This window comes from Oculatella sp. LEGE 06141 (genome assembly GCF_015207605.1).
Taxonomy (GTDB): Bacteria; Cyanobacteriota; Cyanobacteriia; order Elainellales; family Elainellaceae; genus Oculatella.
Genome location: NZ_JADEWO010000009.1, coordinates 82,882 through 100,843, shown reverse-complemented (window position 1 = coordinate 100,843; position 17,962 = coordinate 82,882). Strand labels below are relative to the sequence as shown.

Sequence of the window (17,962 nt, the reverse complement as noted above, 5' to 3'; positions counted from 1 at the left end):
CTAATTGCTACGGGCGATCGCTGGCTCTGGCAGTTTGCCGGTGAGCGATGCCCAAATTGCCCACTTGGGTGGGGGCAATTTCTCGCCATTTTGGATTTGCTCAATGTGGAAATGTGCCCCTGTCCCTATGCCGGAACTGCCCGACTGAGCAATGATGCTGCCCACTCGCTGTGTTCCTGCGGCACATCGGCTCAGGTGAAGGTATTGCCACGTTGACCCCATTGAGTCATACGTGGCGACATTGCCACCTCCATTTCCATCCCACCAACATTTCACTTCAACCGTTTTTCCAGGTTCGCCAACGGCATAAAGTTGGGTACCTGTTGGGGTACCCAGGTCAACGCCTTTATGCTCCTCAGAGCAGGTAGGGCAGGGGCGATCGCGCTTCCCAAACGGACTGGTGACGCGATACCCGGCAATGATTTCTCCCACCTTGGGAGTCGCTTTGAGATCTGGCGCAAAATAATTAATGACGCTGCCAGCGGTGTCAACCGCTTGACCTGCAATTCCAGCCGCTTGCGCTCCTACATCCCATGCCGCCTGGAGCGCTCCGCTGAAGGGCGGAACCAGATAGACAGTCGAGACCACTACCCCAACGGTGAGAGTGATTAAATTCCAACGTTGCTCAGCCGTCAGGGATTTATCTAAATATTCTCTGGTCTTGAGCCGCAGCTCCGCTTGACGCAATCGCACCCATTCTGGGGTCTCTTCTGCTTCTCCCGAATCGTAGGAATCAGAGGCTAATTCGTTGGCTTGTTTCGTCTTGGATGGAGGCTTCGCTTTAAATCCGAATCTAGAGCGACTTGCTTCAAAGATGCGTTGCGCCTCCATGTCGGGCAATTGCATCGTTCTGCCGAGAACGTGTCCGCCAAGCGAGGTGTAAAAAACTCTCCCGGTTGGATCTTCAGCAAACAGTTCTTTGTAGGTTACCTCTAGCTGTTCTCGCTGAAACCGGTTGGGAATCAGATCAGCATCGGCGATCGCACTCTCAACACTGGAATTGTTACCAGCACCACCCAGCGCAATCACACCAAAATTGTTTCGCAAGTCGCCATCTAGATGCAGCGTCTTACAATGATGGCCCTGTGCCCAGAGCCAGATAAATACACGGTCTTGCCGTCCTTTGAGAGCGATCGTCTCAACCAAGTCAATCAGCTCTTGATAAGCTTCTTTGCTATGGCGTTTGGCTACTTTGAGCAGAATCAGCCATTCATCCAAAACAACATAAATTGGCTTGGGGTTGACCGTTTTCCCCCGTCTGCTTTTGTCCAGCCGTTGTTGCTCTCGTTTCTCTTGCAGAGCAATGGCGAACCGTAACCGCGCTAGTAGCGGCTCAATCGATTCAGGCTTGGAGGTTGAAGCGGTGAGGACGCGACTGAGGCCGTCCTCACCGATCTGATCCTCTAATCCCATCCAGAATGAGGCTTTGCCAGAGCCACACAGCCAAACTGCTTGACCATTGGTGAGGTGATCAATGGCCGCGATCGCCGCCAGCATGGTTGTGGTTTTGCCGCTCCCAGTCATGGAAGCGCCAATGATGTGCCCATCGTGAGCGGCAATCCGTTCAATCAGGTCGAGCGTTCTAGGGGGAGCAGCGGTAGTCATGAGAGCTTCTTATTTTGACTGTTTTGCAGATTTGCCGTTTTGATACACATTATTGATGGGCACTGCGTTATATCCATTCACTCCATCAATACGCTGATGTCCTGTTGCCTCGGTGTGCAAATCAGCGTCTCCGTCCTGCGAAACGAATAAGGTTTTGTAGTTCTTAGTCATGGCTCAATCTCCCTGAGTTGAAACGAAACTGGGTTGTAGTAAAGCTCTAGAAATGCCGACAGCCAGAGTTCAACAGTTACCGTCCCTCGTCTTCTTCATCAAGAAGGCTGTCATCGTCATCGTCGTCAACATCGTCAGACCAGACTGGTTCATCTGGAGGCGGCTCATGATACACATCGTCAGACCACACAGGATGCCAGGTCTCCAGACGCATCACTTTCTGTCGTCCGAATAAATTTCTCAACAGATTCACTGTTCAACTTCCCTTAACTGAAATGAAACTGGACTGTAATAAACTTCCAAAAACTGACTAGCGCCAACCAGCCAAATATCCGCTCCGGTTACAACTTGGCAGTAGGGTTGCTCTAATCGGGCGATCGCATCCTCTCGGCTTACTGGCGGATTGGATAGCAGAGAGGACAGTTCCCCCGTTTGCAAGACCTGGCTGGATTGTGGAGCGGTGACACATTCTGATGAACGAGGCTCGATCGGGTCATAACCGTATCGCTGCTGCGATGCCCGATCAAGTTGCTGCGCCACCTCTGTCTGCTTCTGCCACAGACCTTGACCTCCCGCCGTTAACTGCTGCCAACTCTTAGAGGCAATCTGCCAGTTGAGCCGGTAGGCCCCCTCTGCCGTTGCGGTCATAAATAACAGCAGTAGGAACAGACACATCCAGCCGATATGTCGCCACCGCAACCCTTGAATCATTGCTCAACTACACCAGGGCGCAGGGAATCACGCTGCTCATCTTGCGTTCCGCCAGTTATCCCAGGCCGGAATCCGGTGCCGGATGCACCGTTTAGCAGCGATTCTCCGACTGGACGAGTTTCGTTGATAAATGCACCTCCAGCTCTACGGCCAGAGATGCCGAGGACGCTGAATAAGTTGTCTGGGTTGTAGATGCCCCAGACAACGGCAACCATAAACGGGATGCCAACCATCAACCATCCAGCAATTTTCCAAGACGCTTCAATTGGATTGAGAAGGTTGATACTGAATACGTCAAATTTGGTGCGATCGTTCTGCTGACTCATGAGATTCTCCTGTAGATTGGTTGAAATTTATGCCCACACATCACTCAGCGGCTCTGGATTAAATCGTCCTTGAACCACATTGGATGGGGCTTGACGAGCAAACAGACGTTGTTGCTTGATACCGGGCAAATGCGGAACTTCTAGAACCTCATGCCCGTGCAAGTTGCTGTAGATAATCGTCGTTTCTGGGCTAGCTTCTGCAACCCGCTCCGCCTCTTGCAAAATCTCCCTGCCACGCGGTTGACCAACGATAGCCGTCCTCCCCGTGAGTGCTTGCTCCATCCCTTGCATCGACCCAAGCCGACCGGGAACTACAATCCCAAAGGATTTTTGGTAGCCCGTATTGATTTTGGCGTTTTGGACTTGATGATCCTGCCCAAACAGCCAGACTGCAAATTCATCCTCCCGACCCATGAGCAGAAAGGTCTCAACTAGCGCAATCAGCTCATCTTCCGCTCGAAGCCTGGGTTCGTCGTCGCTGTTGCCGGAGTTGAGGCGATCGAATTTTTGAGCCAGCGCTAAAGTCTTGTTCCACTCATCCAGCACGATCAGCGTGCGGACTTTGGGAACATACACTTGCCCTGCTTGCTCAGCTCGATCGCGCTCTTGTTGAGCTGCAACCAGCTTGCGCTCAAGCCAACGCAGCCGTTCCAACAGTTTGATGATTTGATGTGGGGCATCAATCGTCAGTTTCAAAACGTGTGGCTTGCCGTCGCCAGCTTTTAGATCCTCCAAACCCAACCAGGGGCTAGGCTTGACCGTGGAGCCGTACACCTCCAGCTCTCCGCCTGTGCGGTGCCAGAAGTATTCGATCGCCCCTAACAAAAACGTCGTCTTCCCCGCGCCCGTTTCGGCAGGCACTAACAGATGACGTTTGCGATGGTTGAATAATCGCTCAAACAGAACCGACTCTTCAGGAACAGAGGCTGTCGGCTGCTCTTTGGCAATGGACTGCGATCGAGCCGAGCGCGCCGGGGTAACCCGTTCTAGGGGAACTGCTAAATCCTCTTCATCGAACGACTGCCTGATAGCAGGAGCCGTTTTGACTGGCAATGCCGTTTCGCTACTTTGAGCAGAATCCCCCCGCATCCCCATCCATAAACAACCAGCGGTGCTGCCAGCCGCGACCAGGCTGAGTAGCTTACCCTGGGCTGGATTGGGTTGGGCAAACTCCACCACGATTTTGCCTGGATGCGATTTATCGACCGCATCCGGGATATTCATATGAAGCGATCGCGCACCGAAAAACCCAGCAACGGCGATCGAACCACCCGCAACAAACCAAGGTAAACGTGTCATTGCAGGCACCCAGGATCTAAAACTCGTTCCTCTTCTGGCATCGACAAGCACCGCTCGGTTCGAGCGGATTTCTCCTGCGAACCGTTTAGAATTTGCTGCCGCTGGTCACGCACACCCCCTAGCAGATTGGCGAGGGTTTCGGGTCGAGGCTGCATTTCTTCCGGTGGGATGCCGGAAGCCAGTAGCGGATAACGCAAATCCAACTCATCCTGCATCCATTGAGGACGCGAGGTGGAGGGGATTTCCAGGATTACCGCCAGGCGCAGCCCTTCAACTTTGTCGGCCTCTGCCGCTTTGGTTAACAGCGGAAGGAGGACGTTGTTGGGGTTGGCATCTACGGCTGACCAATTTCGAGAGGACAGCGATCGCAGTTCCGCTATCCGGTTTGGCTCAAACGTCCTCAGGCATTCCAGCACCGTCCGACCATTGCAGGGATGGCCGCCGCTGGAGATGTACATCGTGGCAAGCGCTCGGTAGGCTTGGGCAAGCGCAATCAGGGTGCGCTGCCGTTCCTCATGTAGGAATGCCGAAAGATTACGCTCCCTCTGCTCCAGCGCACCCATTTGCTCAACGATGAGCTGAGACTCGTTGTAAGCCGGAATCACCCGTGCATCAGTCGGGTTGTCTAACTGTCGGGGCGATTGCTGTTTTTGCCACTGCGATGTGTACACCAGCATCAACACAGAGAACCCAGCACCAACGGCATAGGAGCGCCAGTGGCGTTGAAGGTGGCGTGAGACATTCAGTGCGGCCACCGCTTTGGGATTGGCGATCGGCTGAGTTTCCCGGCGAACAGGCTTGCTCTCACCTAACGGAATCTCGTAATCGACGGGCACCGATTCTGCCTGCCTCATCACTGTCCCTCCTTATCGGGTTGATGGTCATTGGCAATGTTGAAAAGTCCAACCTCAAATCGCAGCTCATCAACCTTGAAATTGAGCTGAGAGAGCAAGTCTTTCAATTCAGTTGAACCGGTTGATGGAGGCTGAGGAGTTCGCAACAGCGATACACCATAGGCGATCGCAGTTGCGCCAACCAACCCAACAGCTAATCCAGTAAACACCCCATCTCTGGCCGTAGACAACATGGTTTGCTGGGCATCCTCCCCGATGGGTGACAGCATCCCGTTCAACCCCTGGCGATCGATTAAGTCCTGAGATTCTTCAAGGGCGTGATGCCTGATTGATAGAACAGACCCCCCAGCTAAAAGCAGAGGGACGGCGATCGCAATGGCAGCTTTGATGATTCGGCTCATGGTCATGGTCTGTACCTCGTTGTGACATAAACAACTCTGGGTTCAGGTGCGGACGCTTGAGCCAACCCGCCGAGCATCGCAGCGGTGAGGACGATCGCTGGTGGGAATAGCACATTGGCGATCGTGCCAACCGCGATGACAACACTAGAAGCAATCATTCCGCCCTGAAGAAATCTGTGGAACATCAGTAATTTGCCCTGCTTTACTCGTTGGTCAATTCGTTGGTTGATGCTGCCGATAAGCTCAGTTGTGGCTGCATCGAGGGCAGCGCAGATCTCATCTGAAGCCCCGTAGTCAGCAAGTTCTTCCCGTCGCCCGCAGTCGTCTCCTTCAATCTCCGCCGCAATGTGGCAAATCCCTTTTTTAGGTGGGAGTTGTCCCCACTCAGCTCTTTATTGAAATGAATAGCGAATAGGGGTGCAGCAATCTGGGCAGCTTCTTGTGCCTTCCCTTTCATCAGATCGTTGACGGTTTCAAAAATCTCCATGTCTAACCCAGTTGCAGCATCTTCTTCAGAGGAGTTGGTGTAAGCATCTGCACTTTGGGTGTCAGCGGTTTGATGGTGAACCTGCTTCGCTTGCGGCTGATAGTGCTTGCGAACTTCGTCATAACCACCCTCAGCGACCAATTGCTGAGCGTGTTCAAACTTGGGCAAAAACTCGTCAGGGTAGCTCGACTTATTGCTAACCCCCATTGCTTTGCAAATGTTGTAAACGGTATTGGGGTGAATCTCGTACAACTTCGCCAAATCTTGCTTGGAATAGGGCATTTTTCCTCCAGTTTTGGGGTGTTGTGTACACAGGTTGGGTACAACGTTGTACCCATGTTGTGTTGTTGTATAGGCAAAACATAGCATATCTCCGTTCTAACGGTGATAGAACGGAGACTTAAAGGAGTAAAATTTTTCTATCGTGTCAAGGATTCCGGTAATATGAGTGCGATAGAACACCCTTCTAACGTAGATTCGATGTCTCCACAGACCAACACACCCAAAATGATCGAGGTGAGAACGTCGTTACCTCCTCAGTTTTTAGAGCAGATGCAGGAGATCGCGGATGCGGACGGGTGGAAGGATGCAGAATTCATCAGGCTGTGCATTGTTCTTGGATTTCATGCTTATTCCAGCGGCAGCAACAGTGTGCTAGTCAACAAGAAGGTAAGGACTCGCCTCAAGAAGTGGGAGGAGTCAGGTGAGCTGGCAGACGACAAAGAGTGAATCTCTTTGAGATAGGTAGCAGTTGAGACAGGTAGCAATGCCGCTCTAGTTCTCAGGGCGGCATTTTGTTGGGTAAAATCATCCGCTCCACTAAACTAGTGTGGACGTGCTCGCGAACGTGTCCATGAGTGCAGAAGTGATTGATAAAATCCCCGTCGCCAGCCTCTACCCCGATCGCTACACCCTTGGCAAAACCAAGGTGTACGAATACATGGGCATCCTGAACATCAAGCCGTTCAGGGTTGGTAAAGCAGCATTTATCACCTTTGAGCAGCTAAAAGCGCTAGATGAGTACTGTCGGCTCTTGGCTGAGAACCCAGCAGCGGCAGCAGAGTTTGCAGTAAGTTATGCTCAATCCAGTTCTCAAGGTGAACAAGTTCGTGAACGCAACGCACCCGTCCATGAACTTGTTCACACGTCGGCTGATTTGTCCACATCCCCAGCCTGGCTCCTATTTGTAGAAGCGATCGCCGCCCGCCTCCAACCTCCGGCTTCTGATCCCCTTGCTCCACAACGTCAGCTCCAGGAAATTTGCGAACAGGGTTGGACTGTCAGCAGTTCGCAGCTCCGCCAGATTCTGGGCATTGCCCCAAAAGCAGGCGATCGCTATGGGTTCACCTTTACCAAGGCAGGTCGGGTTGGCAGGCAGTTAGCGTGGCGAATTGGCAAAATCACGTTCTAGGGGGAAGGAAATGCAAGATTATTCGCCCAAGGCAATCGCATCTCTAATTGAGCAAGTTCGATCGCACACCCTGCTGTCAGAGGGACGGCTGAAAAATTTAATTCGGATTTGCCAATACTTGAATAATCAGAGGATTGAAGGCGACATTGTCGAATGCGGTGCGTTTAAAGGAGGATCGGCGGCAGTCTTGTCGCAATTTATGGGCGATCGCCGCCTCTGGCTGTATGAAGGGTTCCAGGGGATGCCCCAGACCACAGAGAGAGATGGAGAGGACGCTAAACAGTACATCGGTGAGTGTGCTGCCAGTCCCAATGACGTGCATGAAGTAATGCAGCGCGTCGGCACATCATCTGAGCGCTACATCATTAAAGCAGGATGGTTTAGTGACACATTTCAGGAAGATGGTCCAACCAAAGTTGCACTCCTGCACTGTGATGCGGACTGGTACTCTTCCGTAACAGAAGTACTGGAAAAGTTTTACCCGTTGGTTCCCAATGGCGGCTGTACCGTTCTAGACGATTTTGGTTATTGGGAGGGATGTAGAGAGGCTTTCTACGATTTTTGTGTCAGGCATAGTGAAAAGCCACTGCTTGAACGCATCGAGACAGATCAAGCCTATTGGGTGAAAGGAAAAACGAGCAACCGGCAAGCGATCGCTGAATTTTATCAATCTCTAGATGCTCCAAATCCCGTAACAGCAGAAGTAGAGCAGATGCATCGTGAATTGAAGCAGGTGCGTAATCGCCTCAAGCGCGCCGAATCCAGAGTTGATGCGATGGAATCTAGCAAGTTCTGGTGGCTACGCAGCCAATGGATGCGGTTAAAATCACGGTTTTCTAGTTAATCAGAAGCACCACTTTACGGGAACTACACAGTATCTTTTGCAACTCAATATGAAGAGTTTCCGTTGAATCACTAGTACTACTAAATTTAGGACAGGGCAGATTGTAAATACGCCTTTCATTGGTTCTGCTCAGACGGCGATCGCCTTCTCTTCGGTCTGTAGCGAGAAATGACGGCCCCCACCCAACTCGCCACAGATTCATCATGAATGCCGCCATAGCCGATCGCGCCTGCCTATTATTTCTTCGGGGTTGGACTGTCAGAGCGCTGGAAAAGCATCTTCAAACTCCCCGCTCCACGATTCACTACAACCTAAAAAAACGGCTTGGCACTAAAAGTAAAAGCCGCTCTACCCGCCAGGGAGCATTGCGAATTGTCGAAGAGCATCTCAAAGATGGGCAGATGTCGTCTCGACAGAAGGCTGAAGTTCGGCGATGGATGGCGGCGAATATGCAGCGGATCATCGAAATTGACGAAGCACACGACACCCGTCTGCTGACTGCCAAAGCAGAGAAAGAACTGGCTCGCCAAGAATGTGGTTCCCGTTCCGATTTCCGCGCCAACCTCTTCAGTATTGATGGAGGCGGACATGCTTGAAACCCTCACCCTGGAAGATGCCTTCGTCTCGGTTTCAGATGCGATCGACGAGATTGATACGGTCACAAGCTACGCTGACCTGGCTGAACTGGAAGATTGCCTAGCTAAATTTTGGGCAGGAACACTCGACGAGGTCTACGATCTCTCCCGTCTGTACCTTCCCCTAGAACAACTCATTCCTGGTCGCCCATTAGAGAGCCAACTCGACAGCGACACGATGCGGAAGGCACTCTATCGGCTGCCAGAACCCTACAGCAGCGCGATCGCCCAACACTTCGAGCCAGACTGCCCGGAGCTGGGTCAACTGATGGCACATTACTTTGCCCATTCAACCCTGACTGATAGCTTTGAGCGTTACTTGCAAGAGACGTACTACGAAGCCTTGTTGCGGTTGGCTGAAATTGTCAGAACCCTACTCTAATTGGACGCGCCCCATAGATAGAGAATTACTGCCGCCATGTTGACCAACGAAGATTTTAGTAAGTTGGAGCGATCGCGCTTCAGCCGGTTTGCTGATGACATTCTGCAAGTGGGCAAAGTCGGTCTGTACCGGGATGCGGACAACCAAATCCAAATTCACTGCTTCGATCTAGAACAGGTGAACGAGTTAATGGTAAGACTGGAGCACATTCGCCGCATGGCATTTTTGGTGCTGGGAGGCGATCGATTGCTAATTTGCTTTGCGAAAGCGGTTCATTGGCAAGGCTCTACCCTTGAGGGTGGTCTAGAATCAGAGTCATCGTTTGATGAAGATGAACTGGAGTCACCAGCAATGGCAACTGCAACGATTGACCAGACCGTAGATCAGGTAATTGACCAGGAAGTAGATAAGGCGGTGAACGAAGCAATTGATCAAGCCCTATCCCAGCGGATGAAAGACGGTTCGCTTGAGCAGCGGGTTCGTGAGCGGGTTGGCGCTCGAATTACGACATTCATAAACACACAGCCTCAAGTTCAAAACGGCGCGACAACGGCAGTTGCAGAACCACCTGTCTCCGAACCTGAATCTGATACGGAAGCATCAAAGCCAAAGGCGAGAAAGTCCAGCAAAATGAAGCTGCCTAAGAACTTTGAGTTTCAGGTGATCAATCGTTACCGCATTTGCCTGGAGCGCCTGATTCCGGAGAAAGATCGTTCAGAGTACCTTGATGAAATTGCAGCTCAAAGCGACCAGGCTCAAGCTTGGCTGACTAAGGTGGCACAGGCGATCGCCCTCAAATACAAGAAAGAGGAGGCCAAGGTTTACAACGGATTGCTGACTGAAGCTCAAAAAATGCACAAATCCTTGCAACCTGCATGATTTCGTAATTTCTCCCCTTCTCAACTCACACAAACCCCGTCATTGGCGGGGTTTTTTATTGCCATTACACGGCGATCGCTGAAACGCATATATATCAAGCATTTCTAACTAACGAAAACGCCCATTATCATTAGCTTCCCCATGAGTGCGATCGCCCCTTCTTCCTCGTCTCCCTTCTTTCTCGATTTGGTAGAGGAGCGAGATCTCATCCAAGAATTACTGGCAGACAAGCGGAGCGAGAGCACCCGTCGCACTTATGCCAGGGGATTAAAGGATTTCTTTGAAGTCATCAGTGGCAAAGAGCCTGACCCGGCACTTGTCGCGCATTTCCTTCAGTTGGAGCGTGCCACTGCCATCAAACTGGTGTTGCACTATAAAGCTCAACTGATTAAACGAGAGCTGAGCGAATCCACCGTCAATGTACGGCTGTCTGCAATTAAGTCACTCGTTGCCTTTGCACAGAAAGTAGGCAAATGTGTTTGGAGCTTAGAAGAAATTGAACTGGAGAAAACCGAGACCTATCGGGATACCACGGGCATTACTCCAGAGGAATTCAAGCTGCTGTTTCAAGTCGTCGATCGCTCAACGCTTAAGGGTAAGCGTGACTACGCCCTCCTACGGCTGCTCTGGGATAATGTGCTGCGGCGTAATGAGATTTGTTCTGCCAACGTTGCAGACTTTAATCCTGAAGCCAAAACTCTAGCCATCCTGGGGAAGGGGAGGGGCACCCAGAAAGAATCGGTTAGCCTGAGCAGTGCCGCAGTTGAAGCCCTCCAGGTGTGGCTGGAAGCAAGGGGCGATCGCGCGCCCAAGTCACCGCTATTTATTGCAGTCGATCGCGCCCACTTTGGTCAACGCTTGACTGGAGACGGACTCTATCACTTAGTTCGGTTTCAGTTGGCAGAGAAGGCGGGTATCAAAAAGCGGTTCTCACCCCACCGCTGCCGCCACAGCGGGATTACGGCGGCGTTGGATGCCAGCAATGGCAATATTCGGGAAACCATGAAGCTGAGCCGTCACCGCAAGCCTGAGGTTCTCATGCGTTACGACGACAATCGCGTCAATGCCCAGGGCAAGGTGACGGAGATGCTAGCAGATCTGATGGATGTTTGAGGTTCTGGACAAATCCCATAGGTGAGAGCGTTTTTGTCCCCTATGTCCAAATCTAAAACCGTCTTTTCTGCTGAAATCGAGTGGCGTCACCCTGACAGCCTCACTCCCTACGCTAACAATGTCAAAAAGCATCCCACCAGCCAGATCGACAAGATTGCAGGAGCGATCGCAGAATTCGGTTTCGACCAACCCATCGTAGTGGATGAGCAGGGCATCATCCTGAAGGGGCATGGACGACGAGAAGCCTCTCTTAGACTGGGTCTAGACCGCGTACCCGTCATCGTCCGAGCTGACCTATCAGAAGCTCAGAAGAAGGCGGCACGGTTAGCAGACAATCGGTCTGCCGAGTCAGGCTATGACTATGAAGCTCTCTCTATCGAACTCGAAGATCTAGATAGCCTGGATTTTGATTTAGGGCTGACAGGCTTCGATCCCGCAGAAATTGACAAGTTCCTTGAAGACGAGGGGGTTGAATTCCAGTCATCCCAGGTGATTGGCGATGGAGATGACAGTGATAGCGATCGCTCTGTTCTAGGGGAAGGAGAACAGGAAGGGGAGGATGATACCGCTGTCTCCAAATCGCCGCAGGAGAAATATCCGTTGGCGATCGTGCTGTCCTCCGCTCAAAAGAAGATGTGGGAAGGTTTCAAGGTCGTGTTGGAGACAAAGGACGACACAAAAACGCTCCTCAAAATAATGGAACTAGGGGTACGGCTGAATGGCGAGTAAGGGCGGCTCTTGGAAGAGCGGGAAATTTGCTGCGGCCACCTCAAAAAGTGGTGGGGCTGAAGCCTTAAATGGCGATCGCCCTCCAACTGACAGCCAAGTTTCCTCATTTGCTGAGCAGACTATTGCAGAGGTGAAGGCGCTACAAAGCACTCCATTCGATCAGCGATCGGGAGAAGTGCAGGAATTGGGCGGCCCAACCACTCGACTGGAGCAAGGATTGCAATATCTAAAAAATCCAGACACTTTTGACCGACTGTCTGCTGAAGGCAAGGCGGATGTCGTCATCGCAGTCATCAGTAATCAAAGTATTCAGGCGATCGCCTCCTCAGATGCGGGTTTGGGGGTTCGTGTCAGCGCTGGGGCGCAGGCGATCGCAGAATCCCTGTACAACCGAATGTCTACCGCTGAAAGAAACAACGAAAGAGTTGTTCAGACGTTCCGATCTGAACTGGTTGGGCGATCGGGCAGGAACCCATCCTTCACAAGGATGGAGCGAGATGCACGGCAAAGAAACGATGCCTTGCAGCAGCGACAGGAAGCTGAACGCAGAGCTGCCAAAGCTGCTCGTCGGGCAGCGGAACAGGGCTAACGGGAGGCGCGAAGCCAAGCCTGTATAAAAGTTTTAGCAAAGGAAAACAATGGCTGGAGATAGCATCAGCGTTTACTATGGGGAGCTTTTGATCTCACCGCTCCCCCTCGAAGCCTCATTCAATTGGTGTAGTCACAATTGTCACTATTGCTTCGCCAACCTTAACCAGCCCGATCGCCGCGCTGACATTAAAGCGACAATGCGGCTGCTCTCTGACTATCACAACCGCCAGACCTTAGAAGCAAAACTACTGCAACAAGGCTACGGTGTGCTCATCTCCAACCGTGTTGATCCGTTCGCTACCTCCAACTTCCAGCAGTCCATCCCAGTCATGCGGACTATGACTGAGCTAGGCATCCCGATCGCTCTCCAGACCAAAGGGGGACGAGGGATTGAGGAAGCGCTAGAATTCCTGCCGCCGAGCTGCTGGTATGTGTCAATTGCCATGCTCGACGATGACCTTCGAGCCAGACTTGAGCCAGGTGCACCGTCGATTGGCGATCGCCTCTCCCTACTCGAAACGCTCACCAGCAGAGGCCACACCGTTAACGTCGGGCTGAACCCGTGGACTCCAGAATGGCTTCCCCTAGAACAAGCGCCTAAATTGCTGAAGCGGTTGAAAGATTGTGGTGTGCATGGCGTCTGGACGGAAACCATCCACTTCAACTACAAACAACTCCGCAATATGCCGCAACGGGGGAGGGAGGCGATCGGGGAGAGCATCATCAAACGGGCGCAGAAACGTAACCCTGACCCGGATGAGTTTCAGCAGTGGCTGGAGCTGCGGCAGATGGTCACCGACGTGGGGTTAGAAGTGTTCAGCGCAGGACAACCCAACCGCTCCAACTACTTCGAGCCGTATCACCAGCTCTATCCCAAAACATTTGGAGTACTTCAGGACTTTGTGAATTGGTGCCATGATCGCCAACTTCAGACCACAGACCTGATCAGCTTCAACGAATTTGCAGACTTTCTCTGCCCCAAATTCCCCAAAGGCAAATTGTGCATCGGGCATTACGTTGGGGCGACAGCTCACCAGGTGTGCCGAGAAGCAGAGAACTGGTCGAACTGGATGACCTATCGAGATCTGCTGCAAATGGTTTGGAGTGATGCCCGAATCAAAGCTTCTCCGGCACGAGCTGCCTGCTTTGCATATGCTGCCAAACGTGACAGCAGCGGGGGCTGGATTCAACTGGTTGACGACCACAATCTGCCCTATCTGGCGTTCAACCCGGACGGGTTTAGTGACTATTACGCCGAGGTTTAAATGGCAAGCAAAGGCGGCAGTTGGAAAAGCGGGACGTTTGCTCCCGTGAAAATGCAAGCTGCCCCCACCCAGACTGCTTCCACCGAGGAATTACGCCAAACCTATCTCAAGAGCATGGAGGGAGGCGGTGCCAGGGAGAGGATGCTGAAGCGGTACATGAGAGAGGGGCGATCGAAGGATTTAGGCAACCTCAACCTGGAAGAGTACGCCGCCCTCCGCTACTACACGACCTATGGCTACAGCAACATCAACACTCTGCTTAGAGGGGGCGACTTGAGCTATCTCAGCGATCGCGCCCGTCGCAACTTTGAGCTAGATGGTCGTTTTGCTGCATCGGCTTTACAAAAGCTGCCACCTCATACAGGAACTGTTTATCGAGGGATAGGGGTTTCTCAAAGTGTGATTTCGTCGATTAGGGTTGGCGAAACCTACACCGACAAGGGATTCATGAGCACATCTGCCAGGGCTGATCGGCGGCGATCGGGTAACTTGCAGTTTGAGATCAATGCAACTGGCAAGAATGCTAGAGACCTCAGCCGTCTTAGCTCCTACAGAGGGGAGCGAGAAGTCCTTTATCCTCCAGGGTCTCGGTTTACGGTGACCGGGAAGAGAACTGAGGGGCGATCGACCATTGTTCAATTAATGGAAATTTAGGCAAATCTGATGGCAAGCAAAGGCGGCTCTTGGAAAAGCGGGAAGTTTGCGCTTGCCGTCAAAAGTTCTAGCGAGGTTAAGGGCGGTCGCCAGCCCAAATTACCAGATGGGGTAACTGCCGAAAAAATAGGTGGCTTTCAAACCTATGAGTTTAAGTCTGGCGACAACAAAGTTAGCTTAAACATCTTGCCTGACTTCTTCGATCCAGATTCACATTCGGTTTCATTTAGCGTCAATGGCAGTTCGACTGCCGGAGCGTTAAAGGGACGAGAGGCGGATTTAGCCGCTCTCAAAATCCGTCGAATCATAACTCACGATGCCTCCACTCGCCCTGATGGATTTAAATATGAATGCAATGCCGTCATTGGAGACAGTCGAGGTGCAACCCGTGCCGTGGCTTATGAGTCTGCTGGCTTTTCTCGACCTGTTGCAGGGCGGGCAGGAGGTACCCAGTACGCGATCGTCCGCAACGGCAAGCTAACGCCCGACAATGCAACGTTGAGGCAATATGAAACAAACACCCCTGCCGGGCAGGTTGCTGAAGGAAATTATCGGCAGCTTCGACGACAGCGCGATCGCGAACGTGCTATCAATCGATAAATTCCCGCTTATCAAAGGCCAGCAGGATTGTTAATACTGGATTAGTGTTTGAATCGCACCATGAACGAAGAGTTATCGCCTCAAGAATCTGAACAGCTTCAGCGGCTGGTTGAGTTTGTAGACAACCAGCCCGACCTGTCAGAAGACGAGTTATTGGATCAAATGGAGCAGCAGTTTCCTCGACGAGTCATCGACGCTTTTACGGGCGCAATGACCGGATTTGCGCCGCCTGAAACGGCCTCATAACAATCCCCTAGAACATGAATAAATCGAGCGACGCGGAACTGGAGCAGCGAGTTCACGCTGTCTATCTTCTGCTGCTCAGGCGCGAACCCAGACAACACATCCTGCGGTATGCCGCTAGTGAGTGGGGACTCTCCACTCGGCAAACGGATGAATATATCTCCCGTGCCAGAGAGCGGATGACCCAGGATATTGCGGTCGATCGTGAGATTGCCCGCGCAGAGCATGTCGCCATCCGGCGAGATCTCTACAACAAAGCTTACAAAAACGAGAAATGGGGCGCTGCTTTCCAAATTGCACAGGACGAGGCAAAGCTACTTGGGCTTTATTTCGACCTGGAAGACCATCTGAAGGCAGTAATGACGGCGGGCTATGACGTTATCGACCCTACCATTGAGGACGAAGAGCCTATCGCCGAAGCTGAAGGCGAAGATCAAGCGTCCGCTTACAGCGAAGCAGCTTAAACTCCCTCCCACAGACTTTCATGAGAATCAGCAACTAGTCTTTGACTATTCGGCCAAGGTTAAACTTGTATTGGCTGGTCGTGGCTGGGGTAAATCAGTACTGCTTCAGACCACTGCGATTCAGTTTTGCCTGGGGTACAAAGGCAAGATCAACCCACGATCGCCACAAGTTGCAGTCATCTTGATGCCGTGGATGAAGCAAGCAATTGATATCCATTGGCAAGCGCTGCTTAATGCTTTTGATGTTGGCGGTTCGCTGCGACACTGGGTTAAAAAGCTCGATAAGTCGCGCTATCGAATTGACTTTATTGGCGATCGCCCATCGCTTATGCTGCGAGGCGTTCACAACGGTGAGGCACTGCGAGGCATTAACCCAGTTTGGGCAGGCTGTGACGAGTTCCAAGACTTTGGGCATGGATTTTGGGATACCGTGCTTTTGCCTGCGCTGGGGCGAAACAGGAACTATTCAGCTACAGTAATCGGCACACCCAAGGGCAAGGGATCTTATTTCCACAAATTCTGCACCGAGGCTCAAGAAGATCCAGACTTCTTCTACCTGCATCAAACTACCGCAGACAACCCACATTTCCCAAAGGAAAACATTGAAAGCGCCCGTCGTAGAATGCCGAAAAAACTCTTTCAGCAGGAGTTTGAGGCAAGCTGGGAGAGCTTCAGCGGGCAAATCTTTGAGCATTTACAAGACCATCACATTGCAGATGAGCTGCCTAAGGCATTCAGAACAACCTGGATGGCTTGTGACTGGGGTGATACACACCCCGCTTTGGTCGTGGTTGGTCAGAGTGCAGATGGAATTTACTACGTGCTAGACGCTTGGCACAGCACAACTGGCTTGACCGTGCCAATTGATGATCACGTCAGCAAAGCGGTTGAATTGGCACGCAAGTGGAATGTCAGGCGTGTTTTTTGCGACCCGTCTAGACCCGCTTCAATTCTGGAATTTCGTAAAGCAGGCAAAAAGCACAGCATTGAAGGATTACAGCGTTCGGTCAAAGCATTTAACCGAATCAAGGAAGGAATTCAGGTTGTAAACAGCTTTTTCTATCAAGACAAGTTGTATATCAGTTCTGAACTCAGCAATGAAGCCGAAGAAGTGAGTTTTGTGGACGAGTTGCGTAGCTATCACAGAGCAGTTGATAAAGATGGAAATGTGAAAGATGAAGTAGCGCCAGGGCAGGTTGACCATAGAAGTGATAGTCTGCGTTACTGTTTGGCCAGCCTGCAATTCAACCATTTAACAGGAGATGGCCACAACCCTTGATGATGATACATTCCAGCCCTTATACAAGTTAAAATGATGATGGGCTAGGGTCGCTCCCGAAAAGGTGGTTGACTACCACTCTGCCCGTTCAAGAAAGGTCGCTGACTTGTCATCAGCAGGAATTATGGATCTCAAACAATGCAATAAATGTAAGCAGTTTCTTGCTTTAAACTGCTTCACGAACGATCGCTCGAAAAAAGATGGATTGCGAACCATTTGCCGCACTTGCCATGCCGATTGGCGGCAAAGCAACCCGGACAAAGTAAAAGCCCAGAAAAAGCGCAATTATTTGCGGCACCGAGAGGAGAAGCTTGAGAAGTCAATCCACTACTACCGGGAGAATTGCGAAGCCCGATTGCAGTACGAGAAGATGCGCTACCAGCGAGATCGTGAGAAGCGGCTAGCCGCAGTCCGTGATTACAATCAGCGAAATCGTGAGAAGCGAAAAACTCAAGCGAGAAACTATTATCAGCGCAATAGAGCAACCTTTTTGTTCAAGCGATCGCTATATCGTGTTGAAAATGCGGAAGCCGTAAGAGCCTCAAATCGTAAGTATCGCCTCAAAAACCGGGATCGAATTGCGGCGTGGATGAAGCAGTATGTTCAAGATAGCCGCAGTCGCATACACAGGCTGAGCAAGACTCGCTACAACACTTTTCGGCAGTCAATTCCTGGTTGGGCTGACTTTGAAGCTATCCAAGCGGTTTACATTGCGGCAGCGCAACAACGAAGCATGGGATTTGAAGTTCATGTCGATCACATCGATCCTCTCGTCAGTCCATTGATTTGTGGAATGCACGTTCACAGCAATTTGCAAATTATTGAGGCTCAGCAAAACCAACAAAAATCCAACTATTTCGTTCCTTATGGCATTGATGCTAACGGCGATCGCTACGATCTCTCATTCAACAAAGTTGAGCTTAGGAATCTGGTGAAGGCATTTAAGTCTCAACAGTTGCAATGAAAACGGCTACACCGACCCATTTTTTCAGGAAGGTCACTGGTGGGCATTTCCGCCA

Annotated in this window: 26 protein-coding genes; 16 read left to right on the top strand and 10 right to left on the bottom strand. The window is 51.5% G+C overall.

The window, feature by feature from the left end; all coding sequences use genetic code 11:
- The 10 genes from IQ268_RS09080 to IQ268_RS09035 all read right to left on the bottom strand — a co-directional run bounded on the left by IQ268_RS09080 (window position 1) and on the right by IQ268_RS09035 (window position 6,136).
- On the bottom strand, window positions 1–1,605 hold the full coding sequence (locus IQ268_RS09080) for a M23 family metallopeptidase (RefSeq protein WP_193877676.1): 1,605 nt from the start codon (window positions 1,603–1,605) through the stop codon (window positions 1–3).
- Window positions 1,606–1,614: 9 nt separating this feature from the next.
- Window positions 1,615–1,776 (bottom strand): hypothetical protein, encoded by a 162-nt coding sequence (locus IQ268_RS09075; protein WP_193877675.1) that lies wholly within the window; start codon window positions 1,774–1,776, stop codon window positions 1,615–1,617.
- A gap of 76 nt (window positions 1,777–1,852) precedes the next feature.
- The gene (locus IQ268_RS09070; protein ID WP_193877674.1) at window positions 1,853–2,029 is read right to left on the bottom strand and encodes a hypothetical protein; all 177 of its coding nucleotides are present in this window, start codon (window positions 2,027–2,029) and stop codon (window positions 1,853–1,855) included.
- Entirely contained in the window at window positions 2,026–2,487 is a 462-nt protein-coding gene (locus IQ268_RS09065) for a hypothetical protein (RefSeq protein ID WP_193877673.1), read from the bottom strand. The genes IQ268_RS09070 and IQ268_RS09065 overlap by 4 nt, the downstream gene beginning before the upstream one ends.
- On the bottom strand, window positions 2,484–2,813 hold the full coding sequence (locus IQ268_RS09060; RefSeq protein ID WP_193877672.1) for a hypothetical protein: 330 nt from the start codon (window positions 2,811–2,813) through the stop codon (window positions 2,484–2,486). The genes IQ268_RS09065 and IQ268_RS09060 overlap by 4 nt, the downstream gene beginning before the upstream one ends.
- A gap of 27 nt (window positions 2,814–2,840) precedes the next feature.
- Entirely contained in the window at window positions 2,841–4,112 is a 1,272-nt protein-coding gene (locus IQ268_RS09055; RefSeq protein ID WP_193877670.1) for a hypothetical protein, read from the bottom strand.
- Window positions 4,109–4,966, bottom strand: a complete 858-nt coding sequence (locus tag IQ268_RS09050; RefSeq protein ID WP_193877668.1) for a hypothetical protein — start codon at window positions 4,964–4,966, stop codon at window positions 4,109–4,111. Before IQ268_RS09050 ends, IQ268_RS09055 begins: the two co-directional genes overlap by 4 nt.
- Window positions 4,966–5,373: a hypothetical protein gene (locus IQ268_RS09045; protein WP_193877666.1), complete on the bottom strand. Its 408-nt coding sequence runs from the start codon at window positions 5,371–5,373 to the stop codon at window positions 4,966–4,968. The genes IQ268_RS09050 and IQ268_RS09045 overlap by 1 nt, the downstream gene beginning before the upstream one ends.
- Window positions 5,370–5,525 carry a hypothetical protein gene (locus tag IQ268_RS09040; RefSeq protein WP_193877664.1) on the bottom strand — a complete coding sequence of 52 codons (156 nt, stop codon included), beginning with the start codon at window positions 5,523–5,525 and terminating at the stop codon, window positions 5,370–5,372. The genes IQ268_RS09045 and IQ268_RS09040 overlap by 4 nt, the downstream gene beginning before the upstream one ends.
- 44 nt (window positions 5,526–5,569) lie before the next feature.
- Window positions 5,570–6,136, bottom strand: a complete 567-nt coding sequence (locus IQ268_RS09035) for a hypothetical protein (protein ID WP_193877662.1) — start codon at window positions 6,134–6,136, stop codon at window positions 5,570–5,572.
- 198 nt (window positions 6,137–6,334) lie between these two features.
- Between IQ268_RS09035 and IQ268_RS09030 the strand changes: the two genes are divergently transcribed.
- From IQ268_RS09030 to IQ268_RS08955, 16 genes are all read left to right on the top strand, one after another.
- A complete protein-coding gene (locus IQ268_RS09030; RefSeq protein WP_193877660.1) occupies window positions 6,335–6,583 on the top strand; it encodes a hypothetical protein in 249 nt (82 codons plus the stop codon).
- 124 nt (window positions 6,584–6,707) lie between these two features.
- Window positions 6,708–7,265, top strand: a complete 558-nt coding sequence (locus tag IQ268_RS09025; protein WP_193877658.1) for a hypothetical protein — start codon at window positions 6,708–6,710, stop codon at window positions 7,263–7,265.
- 10 nt (window positions 7,266–7,275) lie between these two features.
- Window positions 7,276–8,109: a TylF/MycF/NovP-related O-methyltransferase gene (locus IQ268_RS09020; RefSeq protein ID WP_193877656.1), complete on the top strand. Its 834-nt coding sequence runs from the start codon at window positions 7,276–7,278 to the stop codon at window positions 8,107–8,109.
- 203 nt (window positions 8,110–8,312) lie between these two features.
- Window positions 8,313–8,705, top strand: a complete 393-nt coding sequence (locus IQ268_RS09015) for a hypothetical protein (RefSeq protein WP_193877654.1) — start codon at window positions 8,313–8,315, stop codon at window positions 8,703–8,705.
- Window positions 8,698–9,126, top strand: coding sequence for a hypothetical protein (locus IQ268_RS09010; RefSeq protein ID WP_193877652.1), 429 nt, complete (start codon window positions 8,698–8,700; stop codon window positions 9,124–9,126). Before IQ268_RS09015 ends, IQ268_RS09010 begins: the two co-directional genes overlap by 8 nt.
- A gap of 36 nt (window positions 9,127–9,162) precedes the next feature.
- Entirely contained in the window at window positions 9,163–10,005 is an 843-nt protein-coding gene (locus IQ268_RS09005) for a hypothetical protein (protein WP_193877650.1), read from the top strand.
- Window positions 10,006–10,146: 141 nt separating this feature from the next.
- Window positions 10,147–11,118 carry a tyrosine-type recombinase/integrase gene (locus tag IQ268_RS09000; protein WP_193877648.1) on the top strand — a complete coding sequence of 324 codons (972 nt, stop codon included), beginning with the start codon at window positions 10,147–10,149 and terminating at the stop codon, window positions 11,116–11,118.
- A 42-nt stretch (window positions 11,119–11,160) separates the two neighbouring features.
- On the top strand, window positions 11,161–11,847 hold the full coding sequence (locus tag IQ268_RS08995; protein ID WP_193877646.1) for a ParB/Srx family N-terminal domain-containing protein: 687 nt from the start codon (window positions 11,161–11,163) through the stop codon (window positions 11,845–11,847).
- The gene (locus tag IQ268_RS08990; RefSeq protein ID WP_193877643.1) at window positions 11,837–12,436 is read left to right on the top strand and encodes a hypothetical protein; all 600 of its coding nucleotides are present in this window, start codon (window positions 11,837–11,839) and stop codon (window positions 12,434–12,436) included. Before IQ268_RS08995 ends, IQ268_RS08990 begins: the two co-directional genes overlap by 11 nt.
- Before the next feature lie 49 nt (window positions 12,437–12,485).
- Window positions 12,486–13,703: a radical SAM protein gene (locus IQ268_RS08985; protein WP_193877641.1), complete on the top strand. Its 1,218-nt coding sequence runs from the start codon at window positions 12,486–12,488 to the stop codon at window positions 13,701–13,703.
- Window positions 13,704–14,357 (top strand): ADP-ribosyltransferase, encoded by a 654-nt coding sequence (locus IQ268_RS08980; protein ID WP_193877639.1) that lies wholly within the window; start codon window positions 13,704–13,706, stop codon window positions 14,355–14,357. It abuts the gene before it with no gap.
- A gap of 9 nt (window positions 14,358–14,366) precedes the next feature.
- Entirely contained in the window at window positions 14,367–14,957 is a 591-nt protein-coding gene (locus IQ268_RS08975) for a hypothetical protein (protein ID WP_193877637.1), read from the top strand.
- Window positions 14,958–15,017: 60 nt separating this feature from the next.
- Entirely contained in the window at window positions 15,018–15,203 is a 186-nt protein-coding gene (locus tag IQ268_RS08970; RefSeq protein WP_193877635.1) for a hypothetical protein, read from the top strand.
- A 14-nt stretch (window positions 15,204–15,217) separates the two neighbouring features.
- Window positions 15,218–15,664 carry a hypothetical protein gene (locus IQ268_RS08965; RefSeq protein ID WP_193877633.1) on the top strand — a complete coding sequence of 149 codons (447 nt, stop codon included), beginning with the start codon at window positions 15,218–15,220 and terminating at the stop codon, window positions 15,662–15,664.
- Between the two features lie 70 nt (window positions 15,665–15,734).
- The gene (locus tag IQ268_RS08960; RefSeq protein ID WP_193877631.1) at window positions 15,735–16,943 is read left to right on the top strand and encodes a hypothetical protein; all 1,209 of its coding nucleotides are present in this window, start codon (window positions 15,735–15,737) and stop codon (window positions 16,941–16,943) included.
- Between the two features lie 124 nt (window positions 16,944–17,067).
- Window positions 17,068–17,907 carry a hypothetical protein gene (locus tag IQ268_RS08955; RefSeq protein ID WP_193877629.1) on the top strand — a complete coding sequence of 280 codons (840 nt, stop codon included), beginning with the start codon at window positions 17,068–17,070 and terminating at the stop codon, window positions 17,905–17,907.
- Window positions 17,908–17,962: the final 55 nt, after the last annotated feature.